This window comes from Rhodopirellula sp. P2 (assembly GCF_028768465.1).
In the GTDB taxonomy this organism is placed as follows: domain Bacteria; phylum Planctomycetota; class Planctomycetia; order Pirellulales; family Pirellulaceae; genus Rhodopirellula.
Genome location: NZ_CP118225.1, coordinates 6,822,583 through 6,849,505 on the forward strand (window position 1 = coordinate 6,822,583; position 26,923 = coordinate 6,849,505).

The window sequence follows — 26,923 nt, forward strand, 5'->3', positions numbered from 1 at the left end:
TTCAATGGGTGCGGCACCTGCCGTTGGCCGCAGTCGAACTGACGCAAAAATGTTTCCGCGTCACGCTCGCGAAAGAAACTGGCCGGTTCGCGAATCAACCTTCAGACGTTCGCCTTCCTTGATGTACTCGGGAACTTGAACAACCAATCCCGTTTCCATGGTGGCGGGCTTGGTGCGTGACGTGGCTGAGTTGCCCTTCACACCTGGATCGCACTGAGCAATGTTCAGCTCCACGGTCGCAGGCACTTCGATCCCAACGCACGCGTCGTTGTAGATCAGCGCCCGAATGCCCTCCAGCCCTTCGGTGATGTAGGGCATCTGCTCCTCAGCATCTTCGAGCGGGATCTCGTACTGCTGAAAATCCTCTTTGTCCATCACGTGCAAGAACTCCGTGTCGGTGTACATCATTTGCACATCCCGGCGAGAAAAGTCCGCCTCTTGAAGGACTTCGGTGCCCTTCAGTGTGATGTCGACCTTGTTGCGGGTCATGACATTGCGAGCCCGAAACTTGTACAGCGTTGCCGCGCCACGAGCGGACGGCGACTGAACCGACATTCCAACGATCATCACCGGGTTGCCTTCGTGAACCACAACGGAACCGGACTTAACTTCTTTCGCGAGCATGATTGATAACAGAAACGAGAAGAGAATTTCTGAGAAACGTACTGCTCCGTCTCACCCAAGAAAAGCCCGGATGGACCGGGAGAGACATCCAACAACGCTTCCTCTTGGATCGAATCAAACCTCACAATCGATAGAACCAAAAGCCGGAGGTGGTCCCGGAACTCGCTTTCCTGCCCCACGATTGGCTTTTGGCGACGTGGAGCAACCTAGCTTTGTCTTAGGAAACATTCGGAAACAGCTTGGGCATTCGCAATTGATCGCAGAAGAACGTGAGCCCGCCGGGGACGCACCGGGCGGCTTGCGACACCCCGCGAAGACGAACTGATGGATGAGCGGTTCCCAAACATCGAATCGGTTGGTCGCACATTGAGATCAACACGGTACCGTGAGATCTCCAGAACGAACGTCGTCATGACCGATCCCAACGCATTCCCTCTCGACCCAACCAACCGCTTGGGAATCTCGGCGTCCTCCCCGAATCGTCGCTCAAGTTCTCGACGGGAACGATCGAGCAATCCTTCCTCACCAGATTCAATCCAAGCCACCACCGTCGGCCCCGGCCCCCACGCGCCCTCTCACACGCCCGCGAACCACACGCCCGACGACCACACGCCAGCGAAGAAATTGTTGGCCAAGGAATCAGCCACGGTCACCCCAGCACGCTACGAAAGCTTGGTCGAGGTGGGACGTGGAGGCTGGGGGATCGTCGAGAAAGCCGTCGACCGTCAACTCGATCGCGAAGTCGCGGTCAAACGCTTCAGTGACTCCGACGACGTGACGGAGCAAGAACGACAACGGTTCTTGCATGAAGCCAAAATCACCAGCCAACTTCAGCACCCAGGGATTGTCCCCGTCCACGAAATGGGGGACCAGCATGACGCGTTCTACGTCATGAAGTTGCTCGATGGCGTCACCCTCAGTGAGTTCATCCAACAACATCACCAAAGCCCTCTCGTCCGCAATCGAAAGACCCAGTACCAATTTGGCGAATCACTCGAACCGTTGCTGCAACGGTTCGTTGATATCTGCAACGCCGTCGCCTACGCCCATCAACGTGGAATCATCCATCGTGATCTGAAACCGTGCAACGTGATGATCAGTGGTTTCGGCGAAACAGTGGTGCTCGATTGGGGATTGGCCCAACTCGTCCAATCACCGACCAGCTCGGGCCCCTCCCAACCCAGTTCATCCCCGCCCACTCGTCAGGCTGATGTTTCGCTGCCCGTGGAACCCCACGGAACCGTGCTGGGCACCCCAGCCTACATGTCGCCGGAACAGGCCCGTGGAGAGACCGCCCGGATCAATTCCTCTTCGGATCTGTATTCGCTGGGCGTGATTCTCTACACCATCATCGCTGGCCGAAATCCGTACCACGGCCAACCGGTCAAGCAAATCCTGGAACAAGTCCGTCGATCATCATGCCCTGACTTGCGAACGGCTCAGCCGTTGGTTCCCAAACCACTGCTCTCGATCGTTCGCAAAGCGATGTCGTCGTCGCAACACGACCGCTACGACAGTGCCGAGAAATTGGCAAGTGAGGTGCGTCGTTTCATCGCCGGTGATTCCGTTTCAGTCCACCGCGAATGCATGGTCGAAAAAGGCATCCGATGGTGCCGGCATCATCAAGGCGTCGCGGCAGCCGTTTTCGTCGCAACCAGTGCCCTGCTGGTCTCCGCGATCGCCGTCAGCGCTGTGCTCCACCAATCACATCGCGCAGAACGCTTGGCCCGCATTGAAGCCCAACGCGCTCACCGCGAAGCGATCGTCAACCTTGGCGAAGCAATCGATGCGACCGATGCATGGCTGGACGAACTCAGCGGGTCCCTTCCATTTTATCCCGGCATGGCGGCGATTCGTTCGAACCTCCTCGATCGAGCGATTGATCAATACGATCAAATCGCAAATCAAAACCTCAACGGCTCCGCCTCGCCCCTCTCCGCCGACGAACTGGACGATTTCGACCTGTCGGAATCCAGCTGGCAAACAGAACGCCTGACGTTGCTGCAACGCGTCAAAACTCACCTGCGATTGGCCGACCTCCATCGAATCACGGGCCACCCCGAGCAAGCCCGGCAGCAGTATGCGGTCGCGGAATCCCTGCTGAGAAATCCCCCCGACCTTGGCAACCAACTGCGAATCACCCCGGTCTCCTCCACCGCTCATCACGACTCACTCGAAGCCCAATTCGAACTGGAGCGGATCCACTCGTTGACCGGGCAGTTGCTCCTTCACGATTCAACCTCGACTTCCATTTCAACCCAGCGTCTCGTGGCCGCCCGTCAATGGCTGCTCCAACGCTTGGGCACGTTCGCGACCTCATCCGAACGTGACCCTTTGGGTCGCCTGGATCCGACCACGGCGAAAACGGCGGCGACCTACGCACAACTCGAACTCGCCATTCAAATTCAGTCAGATCCAACCCTCCATCCCGGCCTGAAGGATGCCTCCTGCTTCCAACACGCCATCGACGTCGCTCGCCGACTCGCCAACCTTCAGGGAACAGTCGGAGACCTCCGACGATCGGAAACCATCCAAACAAACCACTGCCTCCAACTGATGGATGCTGAGTCACACACGCTCGCTGAAAAGGGATGGTCGCAGTTGATTGGTGACCTTCAGCAATGGATTGAATCGGCCCCAGATCGCATCGATCTCCTGCAATCCTGCGCCCACGCGTTGCACCAGCGAGGCAACTGCCGGGCTCGTTTGGGCAAGCAAACCGAAGCAGCTGTCGATCTGAAAGCGTCCCTTCAACTGCTCGACCAGGCTTGGCGGCTGACGGACATGGATCCCGATCAAACCCAGCGTTTGCATCAATCGCAACAGGACTTCAGCCGTCTTCAAGAAGCAACCACAACGACCAACCCGATCGGCACGATCCACCACACCGTCGCAGTTGACACGGATTCCGACGAGACAGAATGAATGCCGTGGCACTGTGTTCCAAAAGAGGACACCGTAACCCATGGTTGCAAGCAAGCCCAAACAATGGCGTCTGCCGTCGCCGTGCAGTCGTTCCACGGCCCCCCGAAAATATGAATGGAGCAGGTCAGATGACAACCGTTGCCCCCCCAGCCAGCCAGACGATCCCAACCGGCCTCGATGAGTCTGAAGCCACGCTGCGACAACAGCCAACCGTTCCGACATGCGAATCGAACAACGAGTGCTGCTTGGTGCAAATCTATCCGCCGGACGTCATCGAAGGCATGCTGCTTTTGGAACAAGACGAGTTCCAAATCGGTCGATCCCCCGACTCTGACTTGCCGCTCTTTGACAACAGTGTTTCTCGCCAGCACGCCAAGCTGATTCGCGGGCAAGACGGCTACCTCATCCGTGACCTAGGCAGCACCAACGGAACGCTGGTCAACGAAACCGTGATCCAGGCCGATCGCAGCTTGGAAAGTGGCGACACGGTCCGCATCGGCAGCTTTCTCTTCCGGTTTCTGTCTGCCGACAGCATCGAGACGCAGTATCACGAAACGGTCTACAACGCATTGACCCGCGACGCGCTCACCGGCGCCATGAACAAACGGTTCTTGACAGAAGCCATGGATCGAGAACTGTCACGTTCGACACGTGCCCAGCTACAGATGGCCGTCATCATGCTGGACATCGACCACTTCAAATCCGTCAATGACACGCACGGGCACTTGGTGGGGGACGATGTCTTGCGAACCTTTGGACAACGCATCCAAGCATTCTGCCGAGCCGACGACATGCTCGCTCGTTATGGCGGCGAAGAGTTCTGCTTGCTGCTCGCCGCGACAGGTCGCGAAGACGCGATGGAAATTGCCGAACGCTGCCGAGCAACGATCGCTGACACACCCTTCGCAACCTCGATTGGCCCACTCCCGATCACCGCCAGCTTCGGCGTTGCCGTTTCGGATCCCGACCAAGCTCAATCGGTCAAAGATTTGATCGGGTCAGCCGACCAACAACTCTACGAAGCAAAGCGTTCAGGTCGCAATCAAGTTCGCGGTTGATTTCAGACCGCAGACTCCTCACAAACCAGGGAACTCAGCAAGCGGAACTCAATTGCCCTGCTCGGTCCCGTCGTAGCACCCATGCACGACACGGACATGACTGCTGTCCTAAGGGGGACGGTGAACCGAACTGAGGTTGCCTTCTGCACTGGCACGGCACACCGAACACGTGCCCAACGACAAGATCGCTTGAACGATGAGGCAGAACCGCCCGTTTTGCGCTGGCACCTTCAATGCACAGCAGATTGCTGCCGGGTGATCCCCCTCCAGGCGTCACGGATTGACCGTATCGGTGAATCCATGCCCCCGATCAACGCCCCAGCATTCAGGCCGGGATCCCGTCGATATCCCAAATGATCCCTTCGCCGGTCCCATCTCCACGAAACCGAAGCAGTGAATACTGCTGGTTCCGGTTCAAACACTTGATGGTATCGCTCAGTCTTCGCTTGGGCTCCAAATCATCGGCTCCTGGCAAGGGATCGTCGATTCGCAATGGCCAAGACTCCTCCTGAAATGCGCTCAACACGACCTCCTGGTTGGTTGCTGGCCAACGGAAACGCTTCACCAGTTTCCCCTGAAAGGTCAACTCATGTCGTTCGGGATCCCAACTCGGTTTCGATGCTGGAGACGAACAACGCGACGACGGTTCAACCGCATTCGGCATCTCAGCCACCGACAACTCGGAACCACCTTGAACCAATCGGAGTCCCAAATCGCCCAACACGAAGCGAGCGTGGCGCCATCCCGAACTGGGAAGAGCTGAATCGAGTTCCCCAACATCGAGCTGGAACTCCTCGGTACCAAACGTTCGAACCCAACCTTTACGGGTCATCCAAATCAAATCGTTGGTGCCGATCCCCATCGACTCCGCATCCGCAACGCTGATGGCAAACTCCTGTGCAGAGCATTGCAAATCCGTGGCGTACTCGCGTGCCTCCTGAAGAGCCTGGAGGAAATGGGAGAACTGGCGAAACTTACGCTTCTCAAACTGCGAGCTGAAATCAGTGAACGGGATCACACTAGTCTCCATTCCTTTGGCTCCCCAACCAAGCAGATCTATCCGGGTGCGATGCCAAGGGTACCAAATGGGGGCCCACTGTCAACGAACAATCCGTTTCCGTCCGATTGGCGCCCCGCACGCATCCTTTGGTTATTGGTTGTGCATGCGCGCGATTCCACTCACCATCAACCGCTTCGAACCAGTGAGTCGTACCGAATCAAAAGACTGCTGACTCAGAAGCAATCTCAAGAACCTATTTCTTAAGCAGGCATCCAGGAGTCTTCGGGTATGTGAGCCGTTTGGCATTCGCCACGGTTGTGCGTGAAAACCGTGGCGAACGCCAAGCGACTCACGTGGTTGTATCCAACCATCCCAGTCAACCTGCTTCGCACTCACTTCCTCGTCATGAAAACAATGACACATGGACTCGAAATGCAACCTCTCTCATGGATGGTGTCCAGATGTACCGGACACACGAGACATCGAATCCCCTCGATTCCAGTTCGTTCCCAAGACACATACACGCGTGGACTTACGTGAAGAGGGACTTGAATTTTCTTGCCAATCATTCAGCCAGTCTCGTTCCTGTGCCCCGGTCGTTCTTTCTTTGCTTGATTGGTCCTCGCGGAAATGGCAGGGAACCCCGCTGACAGCCTCAGCGCTCTTCCTCCATCAAATGACGCTGCGTCTCTGGGGTGGAGGCGGTGCACACGGCGTGAGTCTCCGATCCACCATCAAAACCCTCAAGCGTCTTGGGTGTCCTCCTGAACGCCTCTTCCCATCCGAGACGAATTGGTCGAAAGACAATCCGCCAACACCCGAATTATTTTCTTTCACCAAACCTTATAGCGAACTTTCATACTTCCGAATCGACACTTGGAAGACACCCAGATCTTCTCTGGTCGCTGCAATCCGCAATTGCCTCAACGCAAGCACACCTTGCCTCTTAGGGTTCCCCGTTCCATCCAGCCTCTCAGATGGCACCTCCCCAACAATCCCGCTGGACACGTCACGTGGCGGAACCGAGGGCGGAACTGCGTGCATCGTCCTGGGCTACAACGATCACCACATCGTCTCACCCTTCATCGGATGCCAAACAATCAATCACCGACACCAAAACCACGGTGCCTTCTTAATCAAAACATGTTGGGACAAACACTGGGGAGCAAATGGATACGGATGGTTGCCCTTTGCCTATATCGAAAGCTCCCTTGCCCGAGACATTTGGTTCATCAATCATCCTGACTGGAAATAGAGCATCCAACCGGACACTCGGTTTCCGGTTTGCAACACGTTCGCTTCCGTGGCATCCCCCCCAGACTCTCATAGAATCCAATCCTCCTTCGCTGACCATCAGCCCCATCGCCTGCGGCGAAGGAACACACTTCCATTTTCTGTTCAACTGGAGCACCCTATGAAGTCGCCGGCAGCAACGTTCCCCGTCTGCATTTTTGCAGTCACCATTCTCTCAGCCACTTTTGCATCGGATACTTTTGGGCAGTATCACACCCGGTCAGTCATCGTTCGTTCCCATCCGATCCACTCGCAGCCAACCTATCCCGCACCAGTCTACACCGCCCCACCCACACAACATGTCACTCACAGCCAATCGGTTGTGACATCTTCCACACCTGACCCACTGAGCGTCTGCGATTGCGGCGGAACCACGACCGGCCCCTGCAAGTGCAAGGACCTTCATTGCAAGATCACACTTCCACCGTGCAAAAAAACTGGTCCGACAACCAAGACTCCCATTAAGTGCGACATCTACGGAACCATTCCAAAGATCGACCACAATATCAACTGCTATGACTGGGAATTTGACTTCCAGCATGAGACTGATGTCCCGCAAATTTGGTGCACCGTCGAACGATGTGTCGAGATTGGCAAGAAGGACATCCAGTGTGTTCCCGGCTGCAGCTTCAAAGTTTGCGTTCCAATCAACGACTGCGAACAGAAAACGGTTGAATGTCGATTGGTCCCTCAACTCATGCGTATGAAGATCCAACGTCGCCAAGAGGATAACAGAACCGTCTACGATGTTTACGTCATTAACGATCCCGACGCGAACTCACCATTTCATGCAGGCGGAATGCCCGCAACATGGCTCATTTTGCATTGCGCGACAGCTGAACAGGTTCGCGCGGAACTCCCCAATGCAACCAAACAAGATGGATCCCCCATTGTCAAAAGTTCGTCAAAGAATGCCTCACCCCCCAATGCGAAAGCCAATGTGAACATTGAAGTGGTCGTCAAAGAGTCGATCCTGAAAGAGTACGCCGCTCAACTTGAAAAAGAGTCAACAGAGGAATCGGAGACCCCCCAAGTCCCCGACAGCTCATCCGAAAAGACTGTTGCGAAGGTTTCAAAGAACGACGCGACACCCGAATCTCAGGGCTAACGAGCGTCCGTTGTTCACTCGGAAGCTTGGACATCCTGCGTTCGAGACGCAGGATGCCCAAGCCGAGAAAGCGGTTCGGCCCGTTGATCCATCATCGCCCCCGCAGGGTTTGACAATCACGGTTTGCGGCGTTCATCGGCAGCGGCTTCTCTCGCCCCCACCAGCCTCCGCTAGTCGGAAGCATCTCAGCCTCCCGAAACGCTTTCAGCATCTGGTTCGAGAGAAGCGACAACGAAAATCCCTCAGCTGGCTTCATCGAAACCCTTGTGCCGCAAGAATCAAAGAAGCCGGTCTCAGGTTTCGCAGGCAAAAAGCTGGACTGGGCCCATCGGTTGGGGTTACGCTGGGGGTCTCCCACCTCCCGCGAAGCAGATGCCCCACCTATGTCGCGCCCCATCCTTGCCGTCCTGGCGATCGTTCTCATGAGCTCCCACCTGCGAGCTGACGTGGATTACGACGCTGATATCAAACCACTTTTCCAAGAGAAATGCGGTTCCTGTCATGGCGTCCTCCAACAAGAGGGCGGACTCAGGCTGGATGCTGGGTCCCTGATCCGCGGGGATCACGATCCCAACGGCCTGCTGGATTTCAAACAGCCTTCCGAAAGCGAACTGATTCGACGAGTCACCTCTTCGGATCCCGACGAGCGAATGCCGCCCGCAGGCGAAGGCACGCCGCTATCGGCTCAACAGCTTGAACAGCTGACCCGCTGGATCGAACTCGGCGCCCCCAGCCCGCCGGACGAAGTGATCATGGAATCGCCGTCCCAGCACTGGGCCTACCAAGCTCCCACTCAACCCAAGCTCGCGACCGACGTTCCTGAACCTTGGTCGGCGAACCCCATCGACGCATTGATGTTTGTCCAGTGGCGACAAAGCGGATTGGCTCCCGTTCCACCAGCGGATCCTGCGATTGCTTTGCGACGCCTGCACTTGGACGTGACAGGATTGCCACCGACCCGAGCCGACCAAACTGAGTTCGCAGCCGATTCTTCGAGCGAGGCTTGGCAAGCGCGTGTGGATCGATTGCTGGACGATCCCGCCTATGGAGAAAAGTGGGGACGGCACTGGATGGATGTGTGGCGATACAGCGATTGGGATGGCTACAAAAATGAACTTCGTGGCAGTCAACGACACATCTGGCATTGGCGAGATTGGATCATCGAATCGCTGAACGTGGACAAAGGCTACGACCAAATGATCCATGAAATGGTGGCCGGAGATGAAATCGCCCCGGAAGACCTCGACGTGTTGCGTGCCACCGGGTTCCTGGTTCGGAACTTCCACAAAAGCAATCGAGACATTTGGTTGGACGCGACTGTCGAACACACCGCCAAAGCATTCCTGGGAATGACGATCGCCTGCGCTCGTTGCCATGACCACAAATACGACCCCATCTCGCAGCAAGAGTACTACGCGTTTCGAGCGATCTTCCAACCCCACCAAGTCCGCACCGAACGTTTGCCGGGAGAACCCGACACCGCGAAGCTCGGTCTCCCACGAGTCTATGACGCGGACCTGAACGTTCCGACCTACTTGTACATCCAGGGCAACGAAAAAAATCCAGACAAAGATCATCCAATCGCCCCGTCCGTCCCGGAGATCGTCGAGGTCCCCTTCGCGATCGCACCGGTCGCGTTGCCAGAGCTCGCGTCCAATCCTTTTCTGCGGGACTACATCGAAGCCGAGGAAATGGCCGCTGCAGAACAGAAACTTCAGTCGGCCCTGAAATCACAGCAATCGTCCGGTGACAAACAAGACTCCATCAAACGCCAACAACTCACCGTCGCCGAAGCAAACCTGAAGTCCGTTCGACAACGTTGGGCCGCCACCAAAGCCAAGTTCGCCAGCACGAATTCAAACCATGACGAATCGGCTGCCGATCAAACGTCCCCCAAAGACCTCGCCGTCCAAGCGGCCAAGTCCGAACGAACGCTGCGTTTTCAACAAGCATTGCTCGACGTGCTGAAGCAACGCAACGCGGTGGCGACCGCCAAAGACTCCAAGGAAACAGACGAGACCAAAAAGAAGTCTGCCCTCGATGCGGCCAACAAGAAACTGGCCGAACTCGAGAAGAAGTTGGTCGACGCCTCCGTTCAGCTGGTTGCCCAGGACGGCAAGTTCACCCCGGTGGGCAAGAGCTACCCGACGACCAGCAGCGGACGACGAACGGCACTCGCACACTGGATCACCAATCCCCAAAACCCCCTGACCGCTCGTGTTGCCATCAACCACATCTGGACGCGTTACTTTGGGCAACCGCTGGTTCCAAACCTCGACGACTTTGGTCTCCGATCACCACACCCCCTCCACCACGAACTGCTGGACTGGTTGGCCGTGGAACTGGTCGAAAACAACTGGAGCATGAAGCACATCCATCGACTGATTGTTCAATCTCGCACCTATCAACTCGCCTCGTCAGCGTCGCAAGATTCGGAAACCGCGTTTGCGAAGAACGCCGAGATCGATCCCGACAACTTGCAACTTTGGCGCGCCAACGCGCGCCGTCTGGAGGCCGAACTGGTTCGCGACAATCTGCTTTCGATTGCTGGGACGCTGGACCGATCCAGAGGCGGCCCGGACATCGATTTCAAGAAAGGCGAAACGACGCTGCGACGAAGCGTTTACTTCCGCCATGCCTATGAGAAACAGATGCCAATGCTGGTCATCTTCGACGCGGCCAACCCAACGGATTGCTATCGACGATCGGAAAGCATTGTCCCGCAACAAGCACTGGCGCTCGCCAACAGTCCGCTGGCGGTCGATCAATCTCGCCAGACCGCGGCGCGTCTCAGTGCCGAAGCCAGCGACGATCCCGCGTTCGTCGCGGAAGCCTACGCCGCGATTCTGGGACGCGAACCAACCGACAGTGAACGCTCCGCCTGCGAGTCGTTCTTGACCCACCAAGCAACCTTGCTGGCTGATCCGGAGAAACTCTCTCCTTCTCCCGGGAAGGCGAAAACCGCCGTTCCGCCAGCGACCGATGCGAACCTTCGCGCACGTGAAAACTTGGTTCACGTTCTGTTCAACCACAACGACTTTGTAACGGTGCGATGAGCATGCAATTTGGAAACAAAGGCCCCCATCCATTCTCCGAACGGCACCGCCGTGGCTTTCTGCAAGATCTCGGGCTGGGATTTGGAAGCATTGCACTGTCCAGCCTGCTGCAGGGTGACTCGGTCGCTCACGGCGACGCCAGCGCGGAAAGCGAACTGAAGAAGATCGCCCCGAAAGCCAAGAGCGTGATCTGGCTGTTCATGATCGGCGGCGCCAGCCACATGGAGACCTTTGATCCGAAGCCGCAACTGAACAAACTGGCCGGCAAAACGATCAAGGAAACCCCCTACGCCAAAGTCCTTGAGTCCCCCTACTTGGCCAACGAACGCGTGGTCGCGTTTGACCCCAACAACGGATTCATTCGCAACGAAATCTATCCCCTGCAAGTCGGCTACGCACCGCGTGGCGAAAGCGGGATCGAAATCAGCGATTGGTTCCCGCACGTCAGCACCTGTGCCGATGACCTGTGCGTGATTCGGTCAATGTGGACCGAAGACAGCAACCACGGCGCTCAACTGCAATTTCATACCGGACGCCATCGCGTCGACGGTTTCTTTCCTACCATCGGTTCCTGGGCGACCTATGGACTGGGCTCACTCAACGAAAACCTGCCTCAATTTGTTGTGATGGGAACCCCTGTCGCCGATTGTTGCGGCGGCCGCGAATGCCATCGTGCGAACTACTTGGGCCCGCAATTCGACGGGATTCCGCTGGACATTGATTCAGACATCCCGCTGCCCTATGCGGCACCACCAGGTGGCGTGTACCAGGAAGAGCAAGCCGGCGAGTTTGAACTGCTGCGTCAACTGAATCAGATCTCATCGGAACAATTCCCAAACGACGAAGCCCTGCGGGCCCGAGTCCGTTCCTACGAATTGGCGTTTCGAATGCAAACCGCGGTTCCCGACGTGGTGCGACTGGAAGATGAAACCGCCCAGACTCAGCGAGCGTATGGGCTGGACCAACCCGAGACCAAAGTCTTCGGACGTCAGATGCTGACGGCCCGCCGATTGGTCGAACAAGGCGTTCGGTTTGTCCAGGTTTACCACGGCAGCAACGGCGGGGCAGGGCAGTGGGACAACCACAAAGGCCTGAAAGCCGGACACACCAAACTGTGCAAGCAAACCGACCAACCGATTGGTGCCTTGCTGAAAGATCTGAAACAACGCGGGCTGCTGGACGAAACCCTGGTCGTCTGGGCGACCGAGTTCGGGCGAACTCCTGGTGCCCAATCATCCAACGGTCGTGATCATCACCCCTACGGATTCAGTGTTTGGATGGCAGGCGGTGGAGTGAAGGGTGGCATGACGCACGGGGCCACCGATGAGATTGGATTTCACGCCGTTGAAGACCGCCACTATGTGACCGACATCCACGCCACGATTTTGCACCAACTGGGACTGAACCCGCACGAGTTGGTCGTTCCCGGTCGACAACGACTGGAAAAAGATTTCGGTCACGTCATCCACGACGTGATTGCCTAAAGCAACACGGCACTTGCCTTCTATCTCGGATCTCTTTCCCGTGAAATGCAGGCCGGAGCCTGCAGGACAGTGTGTTTCCAGTCAGAGCAATGTGTTCCCTGCAGAGGCCTGGGAACACGTCATGACTCAGGTCCAGTCTCGCTTGGCACGACTGCGCAGACGGTTGGCCTCGTCGTCATCCACGAACGTCTCCGTTGCAGGGTCAATCGCAAGCGTGCGGTTCAAGATCCAAGACAGCGCTGCGGCGTGGCAGGCAACGTGCGACCGACGCATGACGGTTGAATTGCAGGTGGTTTGTTCCCGACTCTTGATGCAATCAAAGAAGTTCCGTGCATGGGCGGTGACGTCCAAACCACGCACACGCTGATTGCTCGCCAGTTCTTTTTGCAGGGTAGGTGAGGAGGCCACGATCTCGCCTTCATCGCCCGTTTCGACGGAACCATCGTCACCGATGAACCGCACCGGGCAAGTCCCCAACCGAGTCAGCCAACGCGGGCTGCGATCACCAAACGGTTCTTCTAAGAAATCCACCGTCAAGCGAACACCGTTGGCATAAGTGCAAGTGATCGCGGTTTGCGAAGGCTCATACTTCACTGGCATTGTGTCATCGGCGCCTGCGGCCCATTGGCAAAGATCCAGCGTGTGAGCCCCCCAATCCAACAACCGTGCTCCGCTATCAAAGTCATACTGACCACGCCAACCACCGTCCACGTACTTCTGGTTGAACGGACGCCACGGGGCGGGGCCCAACCACATGTTCCAATTGCAAACGGCGTTGTCCGGTGTCGGTTGAGCAGGCAACCAAGTGTTGTCCAACGTTGGCAAGTAAGCGGTGGCCTGCAATTCTTTGAGCTCGCCGAGCTTTCCCGACTGAGCCACTTGAACGGCTTGGATGAAGTTCGGCACACTCCGTCGCTGCGTGCCCGCCTGAAAGATTCGGCCGGTTCGCTGGAAGGTCTCGTCGAGCAACTGGCAATCACGAATGGTGATCCCACACGGCTTTTCGCTGTAGACGTCTTTGCCAGCCTCCGCGGCCAAAATCGATGCGGCAGCATGCCAACGATCGCCGGTTGCGATCAAGACCGCATCGATATCATCCCGCGCCAGCAATTCTCGAAAATCATGATAGAGCGTGCAGTCTTGATTGCCGTAATGGTCGTCCACCAACTTCTTTCCCGCATCACGCCGTGACTGTTGCACGTCAGCGATGGCGACACATTGCACATCCTTGAGCTTCAAAATCGCTTTCAGATCGTAGGTGCACCGAGGGCCGATCCCAATCACCCCCAGCGTGATCCGTTCCGACGCTGCGACAGAATCGCCAGCCCCGAGTGCCTGAGAGGAAACGAAAGCGGGAGTTGCAAGAGCCGCCCCAGCGGCCAGCGTGGTGGACAGAAAGCTGCGTCGATCGGTCATGATTTTGGTGGGAGAGAGAGCGTAGCCGGAGGGATTTGCCAGCGAAGACAGCATCCTGGAACGCATCTCCTGCTCAGCAACATTTCCCACATTCTAATGGCTGAGACCCCGCCGATGGCAATCAAGTGCGTCAAGATCTCCCCGCCACGATCGAAGCTTGATGCACAGCACTTCTTGATTGTCACGGATGAACCCGCAACCATTCGCAATCGACATGGACTGACGTGTTCTGCCAAACACGCTTGCCGGTTGCCGCGTCCAAAGCAACCAGCATCACAACGAGAAAGGGAACACTGCGGTGCATCAGGGATCGCATGCGATGTCTCGGCCGGAGCAAACAAAAGAAGGGGGCATTCCAACATGATAGCGCAAATGGGCACGTCGAGCGCATCTCGTCAACGGTATAATTTTCGCGACACCCTGACCGTCCTCCAGCCCCACTGAATCTTGTGCCCCAACTCTGCTTTCTCAACGGCACCGCGGTTTTGCCTGACCGGTTGCTTCCCAATGCGGTCGTCCTCTGTCGAGATGAGCGAATCACGTACGTCGGAACCGCTCGTTCGCGTGTCCCCGCCTCGGCGAAGATCATCGATGCGAAGGGTGGCTACATTTGCCCGGGCTTTGTCGACATTCACATTCATGGTGGAGGCGGTGCCGACGTGATGGACGGCACTCGAGAAGCGGTCCACACCGTTTGCCAATCCCATGCTCGCCACGGAACAACGACTCTGTTTCCAACCACCAGCACCGGAACAGACGCTCAAATCCACGCGATGCTGGCGGCCTGCGGCGAAGTCCGTGACGCCTGGGACATCGGCTCCGGCTGCAAGATCGGCGGCGTCCATCTGTATGGCCCGTACTTCGCCAAAGGCAAGACCGGCTGTCACGACGAGTCTGTTTGCCGGGCTCCCAGAGCCGCCGAATACCGCCGCTACTTTGACACCGGTATGGTCGGGGTTGCAACCTGCGCGGCGGAACTGCCGGGAGCGGCGGCGTTTTATCGACACGCGACCGAACGGGGCTGCTTGGTGACCTGCGGTCATTCCAATTCCAGTTGGAACGAGATGGACGCTGGATTCAAAAATGGGATGCGACACGTCGACCATTTCTGGTGCGCGATGAGCAACGTGTCTTCGGTACGCAAACGACTCGGGGCCCCAATGCAAGGCAGCATGCTGGAGTACGTGTTGTCCAACCCCGAAATGAGCACCGAGGTCATCGCCGATGGCATGCACCTGGCACCGGAACTCCTGAGCTTTGCCTGGCGGATGAAAGGCAGCGAGCGATTGTGTTTGGTCACCGACTGCAACCGAGCCCTCGACATGCCGCCAGGGAAATATCGATTTGGCCCGGAAGCGGACGGATCTTGGTTCACCAGCGACGGCCAAGTTGGCTGGGCGTCGCCCGGTTCCCTGGCCAGTTCCGTGATGGGGATGGACCACATGGTTCGCACGATGCACAAGCTCGGAAACGTTCCTCTGCAAGACGCCGTTCGCATGGCCACCCTGACTCCCGCCGAGCGAACCGGCATCGACCAACAAGTCGGCAGCCTCACCGCCGGCAAACAAGCCGACATCGTCTTGCTGAGCAAAACCTTGAAAGTGAAACAGGTCCATATCAATGGAGAGCGTTGCTCAACAAGTCGCTGAGACCACCGTGTGAGTTGGCCTGAACTTTCACTTCATCGATCACCGTCCCCAGCTCTCCCGAAACAAAGTTTCGCCGGAGAGGGCATGGGGCAGAGTAGAACATTTGTCCTCAAATGTTTGCGTGATCGGTTCGTTGTCGTCGAGCAACCTGACGCGAACGCTTGCCAGTGAATTTGGTTGCAACGACGCTTGGCCGTTGAGCGCGGCCCGACGGAACCGTTGGGGACAACTGTTCGACTCTGACTTCACCCCACTGAATCGTCAGTCCGATCCGGCGTAGAGCCTTCAGGGACCGGCTCCGTCGCATTGTTACAAAGTGTTTGGCACTCCAATGTGCACGTTGGGTGTAAAATCCAGAAGACACAGTCACCTTGAATCCTCGATCGCAATTGAGAAACATGAATCGACCGTCACATTTCCCCCGTTGGATCGCAGTCGCCACCGCATTTATTTTCTGCTCAACCGTCCTTTCGAGCCTCCACGCTCAACGCCCAGGCGGGCGACGGGCTGCTCCCACGGTCGACGAACCTTTTGTTGGTATCACGACCTCGGACGGCTTGCAGAAAGGGCTGTTCTCCATCGAGTCCACCGGTGTCACAACGGAACCCGTGCGTGTCGCAGCCGACGCTTTCCTGGCCGGATTGACCGACCAACAACGGGAACGAACGGTCTTCCCCGTCGACGACACGGAATGGAGAAAGTGGGACAACCGACACAGCCCCAAACGCCAGGGTGTGGGCTTCGACGAAATGACGCAGGCACAACGAACGCTGGCCTTCGAAATGCTTCAGCAAAGCCTCAGCGCCAAAGGGCTGAAGAAAACCCAAGACATCATGAAGCTGAACGGAACGCTCGGTGAGCTGGCGAAGAAGCCCCAAGAATACAACGAGTGGCTTTACTGGATCACCGTCATGGGGAAACCATCCGAAACGGAACCCTGGGGATGGCAACTCGATGGGCATCACGTCGTCATCAATTACTTCGTCTTAGGCGACCAAGTCGTGATGAGTCCGGTCTTCATGGGTTCCGAACCCGTCGAGGCCAAGCAAGGCAAATTCGCGGGAACGATCGTGATGCAGGACGAGCAAGACAAGGGCTTGAGTCTGATCCAAATGCTGAACGATGAGCAGCGTTCCGAAGCGATCATCATGAATCGCAAGGACGGCAACAACAATCTGACGGAAGCCTACAAGGACAATGTCAAACTGGACCACGCGGGAATCGTTGGGGCCAAACTCGATGACACCCAACAGCAAGCGTTGCTGCAATTGATCGAAGAGTACGTCGGCAACATGCGAGAAGGACACGCAAAGGTCCGCATGTCCGAGGTGAAGCAGCACCTCGACGAAACCTACTTTGCCTGGATCGGCGGAACGACCGACCAAAGCGTGTACTACTATCGCGTCCACAGCCCGGTGGTCTTGATCGAGTTCGACCACCAACGCCGCGTCGCTCCGTTTCGAACGTCCGAACCGACGCGGGATCACATTCACACCGTCATCCGAACACCGAACGGCAACGACTACGGAAAAGACATCCTACGCCAGCACTACGAATCGCATTCGCACTGAACGAGAGAGTTGCTTGAGCAAATCGGCAGGCATGATCCGGCATGATCCGGCATCACCGAGGGAACCGTTGGGGCGTGGGGCAGAACCAAAACCAACGACGCTTCCCAAAACGGATTCAATGCCGAAGGACTCCTGCCGAACTGCTTAGCTTTCCGCTCCGCTCTTGCGCACGTGACGCGGCCGAATGATGTGGGACGCTAAGCCGAGCATGCCAAACAACCGGATCACGTAGTAGTTGGGGTCGATCTCCCACCAGCGATGTTGAACCGACGCGCTGGCCGGATCCGCGTGATGATTGTTGTGCCAACCTTCACCGGCGGTCAGCAAGCTGACAAACCAGTTGTTGCGGCTGTCGTCGGTCGTTTGATAGTTGCGGTATCCAAACACATGCGTGAACGAATTGACCGACCAAGTGATGTGCCAAACCCAAACGGTTCGTGCGATCACTCCCCAAACAAAAACGCTGGCCGCCATTTGATAGGCCTCGGCGTTGTTGCCGTAAACGAGCATTGAGATCCCAAGGGCCAACAATGCGTACACAAACGCATGAGCGAGATAGAACATTCCCGCCGGGCTGGGCAGTTTTTCAATCCATCGGTAATAAGGGTCCGACAGAATATCGCGGGCATACTTTTCGTACATCGAAAAAGTCGCCATGCGTGTCCGGCTCTCGTGAACCAACCATCGCACGTGGGCCCACACAAAACTGATTCGCGGCGAGTGCGGATCTTCCGCGTGATCCGAATGGCTATGGTGCATCCGATGCCAGGCGACCCAGTGTGCGGGTGTCTCTTGAGCCGTGCACATGGCCAATGTCACCAGCGTTCGCTCAAACCATTTGGGTGATCGAAAGCTGCGATGCGAAAGCATGCGGTGGTAACCGATTGGAATCGCCAATTGCCCGAAGACAACCACCCCCACAACAAACGCGACGACGCCGGCCCAGGAAAAGAAATAGGGAAGCAGAACCAACAACGTCAGCAAATGCAGGGTCACGAAAAAGATCGTGTAATCCCAACGAATCGAGCGTTTGGTTGGATCGCTGTAGGAACCTGTCTGGGCAGGTGAAGTTTCCGAGCCAAGACTCATAGGCTCGGTTGGTGTCTGCCAATCAGCCGCGGAGTCGTTCTGGTCCGGCTCGGTTGGAAGGGTTGCCGCCTCAGTCGTCATTCTGATACCTGGGGTAATTTCGCGGCTCGTGGTTGCACTCGATCGGCTGCAGCCGTGTCTCCGATCGCCCCGCAGCATATCGTATCGAAGGTGAATGGGAAGAACGATTCGCCGCCGTCCCTGGCCGCTTCAGAGGTGAACGGACGCATCGCGAGGGTCAGACAAAGTTTCCGGCTGAGATCAAGCAACCAACAAGCCTGTTGAAACCTGATAACCACCCCGAATCAGAGCGATTCCCAGACAACCGTGCGTCCAAATGGAAGACCAATCGACTATGGTGTCCCTCGTCCACGCAGTCAAAACTCGTGTCAAATTTGACGACATCGACACCCCTGAACCCCACTTCGTCCACGTCTGACCACTGATGGAAAATAAACAAAGCGAATCGATCGCTCCGCCCCCCCCAGCCGCTCCACAGTCATTTGACCTGATTGTCCCCTGTGCGTTTGGTCTGGAAGCAATCGTCAAACGGGAACTGAAAGGCCTGGGCATCGAGGCCACCATCAGTGATTCCGGACGCGTTTCGTTCCGGGGCACACCCGAGATGGTTTGCCAAGCCAATCTGTGGCTCCGGACGGCCGACCGGATTCTGATCCGCGTCGCTGAGTTCCCCGCCGCTGATTTTGATGCTTTGTTCGAAACAACCCGTCAGATCAACTGGGGAAAGCTGCTCCCCGCCGACGCTGCGTTTCCCGTCACCGGCCGCTCCATCAAGTCGACGCTGACCAGCGTTCCTGCCTGCCAGAGGAGCGTCAAGAAAGCCATCGTCGACGCGATGATGCGAGACCACCGAACCAGTGAATTGCCCGAAACCGGACCGCTCTACAAAGTCGACGTGGCAATCGTGAAAGACGTCGCCACATTGACGATCGACACGACCGGCCGCAGCCTGCATCGCCGGGGATACCGAACTCACATTTCGTCGGCCCCTCTGAAAGAAACCTTGGCGTCCGCCATGGTCTTGCTGAGCTACTGGAGATCCGGTCGTCCTCTGATCGACCCATTCTGTGGCAGCGGCACAATCCCAATTGAAGCAGCCCGAATCGGTCGCAATCTGGCCCCGGGGCTCGAGCGAGAATTTGCGTGCCAAGCCTGGCCCAATTTCTCGGCCGAACTCTGGTCCGACACCCGTGCCACGGCGGCCAATCAAAGCCTGCCGCCGCTGGAAGAAAAGCTTTTGGGCAGCGACATCGATGGCCGCGTCCTGACCGCCGCCCGAGACAACGCAATTCGCGCCGGTGTTCAAGATGACATTCATTTCCAAGCCATGCCGGTTCACGAAATCAGCAGCAGCAAACGCTTCGGCTGCCTGATCACCAACCCGCCCTACGGCCAACGCATCGGACCCGGCCATTCGTCGCGTTTCGATGCCGCCGATCATGACGACCAAGACAGCGAAGGACCTGAGGATTGGGAACTCGACGAGTTGTACGAATCATTGCCCCAAGTCTTTGAGAAGCTGCCCACGTGGTCACGCTATATCTTGACCGCGTACCCGAATTTCGAACGGGCGATGGGCCGCTCGGCGAATCGCCGGCGAAAACTTTACAACGGCCGCATCGAATGCACGTACTACCAATACCAAGGCCCCAAGCCTTACGCGAGCGACCGACCAGCCACCGAGAAGTCTCCGCCACCTGCTGAGCCCACCACGAGCGAGCCGACGAAGAGCGAGTCCAACACGAGCGAACCCGCCACGCCGGAACCGGCCGAACCCAAACCCAAATCACCTTGGCCAAAATCGCCACCGAACTCGTGAACGTTGACCTGTGCATCGACGAGCGGACCAACCTCGTTCGGCCTATCATGTGGTTGCTCAACGCCACTAGCAAATTGCGACTCCAAGATTGAAAGGCACGATGATGCAACGGATGACACACTCGATTCGACTCCGTTCCGAAAGCAAACTTCTGATCAACCGATCATTTGTGAAGTTCGGGACGATGACCTTTGCGTGGTTTGCATTTTCCATCGGTGTGCCAGCCTTTGCGATGGCAGCGGACACGGACAAAGTGTTCCGCGCCGGTGCGGTCGCGATCGACATCACGCCGGAAACATTCCCTGTCAGCTCCTCAGGCAGCATGACCCACCGCGTGGCCAAGCAAGCACACGACCCGCTGCACGCGCGATGCTTGGTGCTGAACGATGGTCAGACAAGCATCGCGTTGGTCACCTGCGACAGCTGCATGATTCCGCGTGAGATCTACGACTCCGCCAAACAGATGGCATCCGAAGCCACCGGCATCGCAACCGATCACATGCTCTGTTCCGCAACCCACACGCACACGGCGGTCTCAGTTGCACCGACCTTTCAAAGTTTGGTCGAGGATGACTACCTCCCGTTTCTCGCCAAACGAATCGCCGCAGGAATCACCCAAGCCCATTCGCAATTGGAACCGGCACGAATCGGCTGGGCGATCGGAAACAATCCCAGCCAAGTCTTCAATCGCCGTTGGTTTCTACGTCCAGGCGTCGAAATCAATGACCCGTTCGATTTGGGGACGGACCGTGTGCGTGTGAACCCGAGTGCGAACAGTCCCACACTGTTGCAACCAGCAGGTCCAGTCGACCCTGAAATCCCTGTGCTCGCTGTCCAAGCCCTCGACGGCCGGCCAATTGGAATGTGGGCGAATTACTCGCTGCACTATGTCGGCGGTGTTCCTCCCGAATCACTATCCGCTGATTACTTCGGTGAGTTCGCACGCCAGTTCACGAAGATGATTGACGCAACTGAAAGTGAACCGCCCTTCGTTGCTGCGATGACCAACGGAACCAGTGGCAACATCAACAACATCAACTTTTTCGAAGGTCGAGACCACCAACCGCCATTCGAACAAATCCGCTTGGTCGCCAACGATGTGGCCGCTTCCGCACTGGTCGCCTACCAGCGAATCCAATTCGAAGATTGGGTGCCGCTAACGATGCGAGAAACCGAGATCGAAGTGGGCGTTCGACGTCCCAATGCCGATGAGATTGACCGAGCCAAGCAACTGCTCGCCGATGCCGGTCCTGGCCCCAAAAATGACCGAAAATTGATCTACGCCGGCGAAACACTGGATCTGGCTGAGTACCCGCCGACCATGAAGATGAAACTGCAAGCGATTCGAATCGGCGGGCTCGCCATCGTCAGCAGCCCCTGCGAAACGTTCGTGGAAACCGGACTGACAATCAAACGTTCCAGCCCCTTCCAACCCACGTTCACAATCGAACTCGCCAACGGCTACAACGGTTACCTGCCCACACCCGAGCAGCACGCCTTGGGCGGATACGAAACTTGGCGAGCGAAGTCGAGTTACCTCGCGGTCGATGCCGAACCCCAAATCCGGGAAACGTTGCTGAATCTGCTCGACGATTTGAACGATTCACAACCAGAATCGACTGTCGCTCGATGAGCTCGAAATTCTGGTGGTCAAAGCCCCCGCTGATTTGCGTGGTGCTTGTTGCCTTGGGCTATCGCTTGGAGCGAACGCTACCCGACCAGCCCAGTGTTCAATCCAGCGAACCGCCAGCTCGCTGATCCACACACAGCGTGCTGCGATTGTCCGCACGGACGAAGGCTGCATTGCAATCCATTGCAATTGCAGCGGTTCAGTCGATCCATCAGCCATCATGCTTTCGGCTCAGGACGCATCCCCCACCAACTCTTTGATCTTGGCGTGCAGTGCGTCCGCATTGGCTTGCCCACTGCCAACCTTGATCATCTGCACCTTGCCTTCGCGATCAACCAGCACCGCATGCGGGATACCCGTCACGCCGAAGTTGGATTGCATCTCGGTTTCCTTGGGGGTGACGATGGTGGGGTGTTCCATGTCCTTGGATTGCAAGAATTTCGCGATTGCCTCGCGTTCCTCTTCCGGCGTTGGATCCTCGGATCCGTTCACCGCCTTGCCGCTTTCTTCATCCCACGTGTAGCCGTAATACCGGGTGATCCCAACGACTTCAAAACCTTGATCGCCGAACTCTTCGCGGAATTCTCGCAAGTGAGGGAAGGTCGCGATGCAAGGACCACACCAGATCGCCCAAAAGTCATACAGGACAACTTTGCCATCCAAGTCCTCCACTTCGATTCCATCAGCGTTGGCCCATCCGTCAATGTCCAGTGGCGGAGCAGGTTGGCCAATCATTTCCAGTTGCTTTCGGGTCGACTCGATCCGACTTTCCAACGACTTGATTCGGCGTAGTGTCAACTCGACGCTGCGGTTTTCTTCGTAGGGCGTCAACTTCGCAACCGCAGCTTCCATGCGTTCGATCGCCTCATCGGGACTGACCCGAGCGAGTCCGCTGATCACCGAGTATTCGTTGCTCGCGTACTGCCCCATCAAAACGGAGGATTCTGGATAGGCGTCCAAGGCTTCTGCGAAAGCAGATGCGACACGCTCCTGCCCATCCTCATCCTCGAACAAACGAGCTTGGGTGGTCAGCAGATTGATCAACTCAACCGAGATCTTCTCCGATCGATCCTCGGTCGCGTTGATTTCTTCCAACTTCGCAACCTGTTTTGCCAGCATCTTCCGGGCGGCTTCTTCATCCTCCCGCGCTAACATGGAGACACGAACTTGGATCAGGCGAGAGAGAGGCGTTTGGATTTCGATCGGATGCTCTGCCTCCAACGCCTGCACCTTTGCAATGGCTTTGTCGGACCACTGAGCAACCAATTCGGGTTGTGCGGCAGGCAGACCATAGACATTGACTTGCCGGATCAAATTGGAAAGCTGCATCGCGGAGGAAGGCGAATCCGTCCGCTCCAGTTCGAATTCAACCGCGGCCCCAAACTGCGCCATCGCCTTGTCGTATTGGCGTGCCCGAACAAAGCCCGTCGCAATCGTTTGATGCAATGGTTTCAGATTCTCCGCGACAGCATCCGATTCCATCGCGGTCTCCAGAACCTTGGCCGCCTCTGCCGGCTTCCCCTCCTTCACCAACTGAAGGATTTGCTCAGGCACCGAGAGGACCTCGGGCTCCAGTTCGGCAACATCTTTGGAGATTTTGTCGGGAGCGTCGGTCGAGTCTTGCCCGGACGACATTGTCGGGAAGACAAACCCGAGGCTCAACGGTGCAGTCAACAAGCCGATGGCCAGGAACTTTCGCAAACGCATCTGATTTTTCCTTGAGAGATGATCGAATCAATGGTTTCCGCCTGTTGCTGATCCTAACCGGTCTCGGATGCGGGCTGTTGAACGCAATTCGTGGCGGAAACTCAAATACCCCGAAACCCGAAGCGGATGGCAGATTCCAAACCACTAGCCAATGACTGCGAAACTCGATCGACAGCTCAAACTCTGGCATCCCCACTGTCGCATGTTTCGAATCGTGGAGCTGGGACTCACGTGGTCGGTCAGTGAATCACCACCGCGCCGGCTCCCCCGTGTCCTGCGAACACCTTCGTGCATCAGCGAACGATCTCACCGCCCGACGCTTGCAGACCGCGGGACGAGGCCGCAAAACTCCAAGGTCTCTCATCCTCAGTTGGCTTTCGCGATCCCCGGCGGCGACCAAGAGCCTTCGCCCGGCGGCAAAATGGAGGGTGCCTCGGTTTTGGGCCAGTAGAGACGCATCACCAAGTAGGCTGTGCCGTCCGGCGCCGGGAGCCAATTGCTCTCCTTCTCAGCCCCCGGACTGTCCTTCTGAATGTACAGCGTCAGCGATCCGTCAGCATTCTTTTTCAGGTCGGGAAGCATCGGCGCGTTGATCAAGTATCGATCGATCGGATTCTTGATCAGCAACTGGCTCTTGCCATCGTACATCGTGACCGACCAGAACGAGTTGACTGGCGGGAGTTGTCCGGCGGGGAAAGTCAGCGTGTAGTTGTGTTTGCTGGTTTCGATCGCATCGCCATGGGTATCTTTGCGGGTCGCGGGGTACATGGCTTCGGCCGGCACGTTGGCGTAGATCCCCGCCTTTGCTGTCGCCGCGAGTTTTAAAGTGTTGCCCCCAAAGAACGCTTCGTCTCCGCCCGCGAGTCCTCCGACTTGCCATCCGTTCTGGTCCTTGCCCCCGTCGGCAGCAAAGGCGTCCACCTTGTCAGAACCGGCCTTCATGCCCAACAGCACTTCTGCTTTGTGTTCCAGTGAAAGGTCTTTGAAGTCGAAGGTTTTCCCAGGTCCGATGCCGATGGTGGCAAGCTTTGCCCGGACAGACCTGTTCTCCGGCGTCTCCGGCACGAACTGCAGTGCGGCGTCGAGATATTCGTAAAAGTTGTCTTTGATCCCCTTCGTATTGGCCGGAACGAAGTCGATCTTCTCCGCGGCCGGTGGTGCGGGTTGACCGAGAAAGGCGGAAAGCGGCTGGGCTTTGTAGCCCGACTGCACCTTCACCACGTTCGGCATGTCGTCGGGGTTGAACAGTTGGGTGCGGAAAATGGTCAGACCAAACGGGGTGCTGGACCGGAACACCTTCTTGATCCCCGGCGGTGTCTCCCCATTCCAATCGGGGCCCACCGCTAGATAGTCGCCCGGCTCGACGCCCGTTGCGCGAGTGCCGATGTAGCCATAGACGAAAGTGTTGCCGTCCACCAACTGAACCGAATAGTAACGTTCCTTCTCGACCGCCGGCACCGAGATCACCATCGGTTCGGCGCGCAGGTCCAACCACAAACTCGAGTAGGGCGTATCACTGTTTGCCGTGACCACCGCGGTGTCCTTGTAGGTGAACACGCGTGCTTCGTTGTGTATCTGGTTGAAGGGGGCTTTGTACTGCCCGGATTCCTTGTCCACACAAAACTCGTTCATGACCGCATAGTTCATCACCAGCGGCAGGCCGTCGATGAAGCCCTCTTCGGCGATCGCTCTGGTTTCTTCGAAGCTCGGCATGTTGATCCCTGCTTGCCCATCGGCACTGACGGCCTCGGTGATCGGGTCAACCGGTTGATCGCAGGCAGGCAACGTCAGTGCGGTAACAAAGCCCACGATCAGGAAGAGGGCGAATCGTTGGTGAGTGGTCTTCATCTTGCTTTTGTCCAGTGTGCGGCTGTCAGAGGTCGGTTGGCTTGGGATTGCGGCCCACAGATTCGTTGACTCGGTCACTTCACCTTGTCCAACTTGGGTGCTTTCCAAGATCCATCCAACGCCGCTTCGCTGGGCCAATACAGTCGCATGTACATCGAAAAAGGTCCATCGGGAGCGGGCAGCCAGTTCGATTCACGATCTTTGCCGGGCGATTCCTTCTGAACGTAGATCGTGACTCCGCCGTCAGCGTTCTTTTTCAACTGCGGCAACATCGGCGAGTTGATCAGGTAGCGATGGATTGGGTTGGCCACCAGCAAACTGGATGGCAGCTTGTACATGGTCAACGACCAGAATGCCTTCACAGGAGGATACTGACCAGGTTGAAACGTCAGGGTGTAGCGGTGGGCGCCGGTCAACGGATCGCCGCTGGAATCCACTTGATAGACCGGGTACATCGCTTCCTGCTTCGAGTTGCCATAGATGCCGATCGTCGCCAACCAACGCCGCAGGTAATTGCCATTCAAGTATTCACGAGTGCCGAAAACATCGCCTGACGTGATCACCCCATCCTGCAACTTTCGAGCGTCCTGAGCATAGGCCTTCCACGCTTGGGCTCGTCCCTGTTCGAAGGCAGCCTTCATTTCAGGTGTCAGCTTATCGGGGTCGAACGTCTTTCCGCCCTTGATTCCGATCTTGGCAAAGCGTTGACGAAGATCCACTTCCGAAGGATCGACCGGGCAATACCCCAGCACAAAGTTCAGAACATTGAAGAACTCCAACGATGTCTTTTGCTCTTCTGTCGTCAACGGTTTGATCCACGGAACCATTGGCGCGGCGGGAGCAGCAGCCTTGCCAAGAAACTTCGACAGCGGCTGAACTTTGTACTGCGACTGAATTTCCTTGACGTTTTCGATGTCGGCCGGATCGAACAACTGAGTGCGAAAGGCCGCCAGAATGAAATCGGTTTCCGAGCGGATCACATCTTCGATCCCTTCGGGCTTTTCCCCTTCCCAGCCTGGCCCTGCGACAAGAATCGATCCGGCGTCGTTGCCGGTGGTGCGACTGCCGGCGTAGGCGAAGTTGAACGTGTACGCGTCAATGAACTGAATGCTGTAGTAGCGATTCTTTTCAATTTTGGGCACGGAGATCACGATCGGCTCGGCCCTCAAATCCAAACCCGCCCAGGAATACGGTGTGTCCGAGTTCGGCGTCTGAATCGCGGTGTCGGCCGGCGTGTAAACATTGGGAATGTTGGTCAGCTGATTCCAGGGTGCCTTGAACGAAGGGCTGTTTTGATTGACGAAGTAGGCGTGCTGGATGCGATAGCTGTCCACCAACGGGTAGCCATAAATGTAGGCCTCTTTCGCAATCGCAATCACCTCCGGAAGGGGCGTTTCGGAAAGGGGCAGGTCGGCCGAGGCCACTTCCTCCGCACGTCCCTGTGGACAGAGCACCATGGCCAGGCCGAAGACAAACGAGTTGGCCAAAAACAGTGATTTCATTTGGACAGGCCTTCAGGCATGGAGGGACATTGAAGTCTTGATTCCCGGACAACAGAATCGTGACGTTGGCACGGAAGACAAACGCCACCAGCCACCTCCAATTCTACATCAGACCAAGGAATC

At 56.9% G+C, this 26,923-nt stretch carries 15 protein-coding genes and 1 pseudogene; 9 read left to right on the top strand and 7 right to left on the bottom strand.

Annotated elements, in window-relative coordinates; genetic code table 11:
- Window positions 1-60: 60 nt before the first annotated feature.
- Complete coding sequence (locus PSR62_RS23935) at window positions 61-624, bottom strand: elongation factor P (protein WP_274405468.1); 564 nt, start codon at window positions 622-624, stop codon at window positions 61-63.
- A 411-nt stretch (window positions 625-1,035) separates the two neighbouring features.
- Between PSR62_RS23935 and PSR62_RS23940 the strand changes: the two genes are divergently transcribed.
- Together PSR62_RS23940 and PSR62_RS23945 are read left to right on the top strand one after the other, a co-directional pair.
- Window positions 1,036-3,549, top strand: coding sequence for a serine/threonine-protein kinase (locus tag PSR62_RS23940; RefSeq protein WP_274405469.1), 2,514 nt, complete (start codon window positions 1,036-1,038; stop codon window positions 3,547-3,549).
- A 128-nt stretch (window positions 3,550-3,677) separates the two neighbouring features.
- Window positions 3,678-4,607, top strand: coding sequence for a GGDEF domain-containing protein (locus tag PSR62_RS23945; protein ID WP_274405470.1), 930 nt, complete (start codon window positions 3,678-3,680; stop codon window positions 4,605-4,607).
- 325 nt (window positions 4,608-4,932) lie between these two features.
- Here PSR62_RS23945 and PSR62_RS23950 read toward each other — a convergent pair whose 3' ends face one another.
- Window positions 4,933-5,637: a hypothetical protein gene (locus tag PSR62_RS23950; RefSeq protein ID WP_274405471.1), complete on the bottom strand. Its 705-nt coding sequence runs from the start codon at window positions 5,635-5,637 to the stop codon at window positions 4,933-4,935.
- A gap of 1,960 nt (window positions 5,638-7,597) precedes the next feature.
- Between PSR62_RS23950 and PSR62_RS23955 the strand changes: the two genes are divergently transcribed.
- From PSR62_RS23955 to PSR62_RS23965, 3 genes are all read left to right on the top strand, one after another.
- Window positions 7,598-8,008, top strand: a complete 411-nt coding sequence (locus PSR62_RS23955; RefSeq protein ID WP_274405472.1) for a hypothetical protein — start codon at window positions 7,598-7,600, stop codon at window positions 8,006-8,008.
- 422 nt (window positions 8,009-8,430) lie between these two features.
- The gene (locus tag PSR62_RS23960; protein ID WP_274405473.1) at window positions 8,431-11,064 is read left to right on the top strand and encodes a DUF1553 domain-containing protein; all 2,634 of its coding nucleotides are present in this window, start codon (window positions 8,431-8,433) and stop codon (window positions 11,062-11,064) included.
- Complete coding sequence (locus PSR62_RS23965) at window positions 11,061-12,548, top strand: DUF1501 domain-containing protein (protein ID WP_274405474.1); 1,488 nt, start codon at window positions 11,061-11,063, stop codon at window positions 12,546-12,548. The genes PSR62_RS23960 and PSR62_RS23965 overlap by 4 nt, the downstream gene beginning before the upstream one ends.
- Before the next feature lie 126 nt (window positions 12,549-12,674).
- Here the strand turns inward: PSR62_RS23965 and PSR62_RS23970 are convergent, their stop codons facing one another.
- Window positions 12,675-13,964: a Gfo/Idh/MocA family protein gene (locus tag PSR62_RS23970; protein WP_338020253.1), complete on the bottom strand. Its 1,290-nt coding sequence runs from the start codon at window positions 13,962-13,964 to the stop codon at window positions 12,675-12,677.
- 449 nt (window positions 13,965-14,413) lie between these two features.
- On the opposite strand from PSR62_RS23970, the gene nagA reads away from it, so the two are divergent.
- On the top strand, window positions 14,414-15,613 hold the full coding sequence (nagA, locus tag PSR62_RS23975; RefSeq protein ID WP_274405476.1) for an N-acetylglucosamine-6-phosphate deacetylase: 1,200 nt from the start codon (window positions 14,414-14,416) through the stop codon (window positions 15,611-15,613).
- Window positions 15,614-16,002: 389 nt separating this feature from the next.
- A complete protein-coding gene (locus PSR62_RS23980; protein ID WP_274405477.1) occupies window positions 16,003-17,184 on the top strand; it encodes a DUF3500 domain-containing protein in 1,182 nt (393 codons plus the stop codon).
- Between the two features lie 144 nt (window positions 17,185-17,328).
- Here PSR62_RS23980 and PSR62_RS23985 read toward each other — a convergent pair.
- A pseudogene (locus PSR62_RS23985) lies at window positions 17,329-18,503 on the bottom strand (acyl-CoA desaturase).
- A gap of 215 nt (window positions 18,504-18,718) precedes the next feature.
- Between PSR62_RS23985 and PSR62_RS23990 the strand changes: the two are divergent.
- Window positions 18,719-20,113 carry a THUMP domain-containing class I SAM-dependent RNA methyltransferase gene (locus PSR62_RS23990; protein ID WP_274405480.1) on the top strand — a complete coding sequence of 465 codons (1,395 nt, stop codon included), beginning with the start codon at window positions 18,719-18,721 and terminating at the stop codon, window positions 20,111-20,113.
- Between the two features lie 112 nt (window positions 20,114-20,225).
- Complete coding sequence (locus PSR62_RS23995) at window positions 20,226-21,746, top strand: hypothetical protein (protein ID WP_274405481.1); 1,521 nt, start codon at window positions 20,226-20,228, stop codon at window positions 21,744-21,746.
- Window positions 21,747-21,974: 228 nt separating this feature from the next.
- On the opposite strand, the gene PSR62_RS24000 is transcribed toward PSR62_RS23995, so the two are convergent.
- The 3 genes from PSR62_RS24000 to PSR62_RS24010 all read right to left on the bottom strand — a co-directional run bounded on the left by PSR62_RS24000 (window position 21,975) and on the right by PSR62_RS24010 (window position 26,800).
- On the bottom strand, window positions 21,975-23,450 hold the full coding sequence (locus PSR62_RS24000; protein WP_274405482.1) for a TlpA family protein disulfide reductase: 1,476 nt from the start codon (window positions 23,448-23,450) through the stop codon (window positions 21,975-21,977).
- Between the two features lie 366 nt (window positions 23,451-23,816).
- Window positions 23,817-25,298, bottom strand: coding sequence for a DUF1254 domain-containing protein (locus PSR62_RS24005; RefSeq protein ID WP_274405483.1), 1,482 nt, complete (start codon window positions 25,296-25,298; stop codon window positions 23,817-23,819).
- A 74-nt stretch (window positions 25,299-25,372) separates the two neighbouring features.
- A complete protein-coding gene (locus PSR62_RS24010) occupies window positions 25,373-26,800 on the bottom strand; it encodes a DUF1254 domain-containing protein (RefSeq protein WP_274405484.1) in 1,428 nt (475 codons plus the stop codon).
- Between the last annotated feature and the right edge of the window lie 123 nt (window positions 26,801-26,923).

Excerpts from the sequence above, each read along its gene's own strand:
- PSR62_RS23935 (WP_274405468.1), bottom strand. The coding sequence starts at position 624 with ATGCTCGCGAAAGAAGTTAAGTCCGGTTCCGTTGTGGTTCACGAAGGC.
- PSR62_RS23940 (WP_274405469.1), top strand. The coding sequence starts at position 1,036 with ATGACCGATCCCAACGCATTCCCTCTCGACCCAACCAACCGCTTGGGA.
- PSR62_RS23945 (WP_274405470.1), top strand. The coding sequence starts at position 3,678 with ATGACAACCGTTGCCCCCCCAGCCAGCCAGACGATCCCAACCGGCCTC.
- PSR62_RS23950 (WP_274405471.1), bottom strand. The coding sequence starts at position 5,637 with ATGGAGACTAGTGTGATCCCGTTCACTGATTTCAGCTCGCAGTTTGAG.
- PSR62_RS23955 (WP_274405472.1), top strand. The coding sequence starts at position 7,598 with ATGCGTATGAAGATCCAACGTCGCCAAGAGGATAACAGAACCGTCTAC.
- PSR62_RS23960 (WP_274405473.1), top strand. The coding sequence starts at position 8,431 with ATGAGCTCCCACCTGCGAGCTGACGTGGATTACGACGCTGATATCAAA.
- PSR62_RS23965 (WP_274405474.1), top strand. The coding sequence starts at position 11,061 with ATGAGCATGCAATTTGGAAACAAAGGCCCCCATCCATTCTCCGAACGG.
- PSR62_RS23970 (WP_338020253.1), bottom strand. The coding sequence starts at position 13,964 with ATGACCGATCGACGCAGCTTTCTGTCCACCACGCTGGCCGCTGGGGCG.
- PSR62_RS23990 (WP_274405480.1), top strand. The coding sequence starts at position 18,719 with ATGGAAAATAAACAAAGCGAATCGATCGCTCCGCCCCCCCCAGCCGCT.
- PSR62_RS23995 (WP_274405481.1), top strand. The coding sequence starts at position 20,226 with ATGACACACTCGATTCGACTCCGTTCCGAAAGCAAACTTCTGATCAAC.
- PSR62_RS24000 (WP_274405482.1), bottom strand. The coding sequence starts at position 23,450 with ATGCGTTTGCGAAAGTTCCTGGCCATCGGCTTGTTGACTGCACCGTTG.
- PSR62_RS24005 (WP_274405483.1), bottom strand. The coding sequence starts at position 25,298 with ATGAAGACCACTCACCAACGATTCGCCCTCTTCCTGATCGTGGGCTTT.
- PSR62_RS24010 (WP_274405484.1), bottom strand. The coding sequence starts at position 26,800 with ATGAAATCACTGTTTTTGGCCAACTCGTTTGTCTTCGGCCTGGCCATG.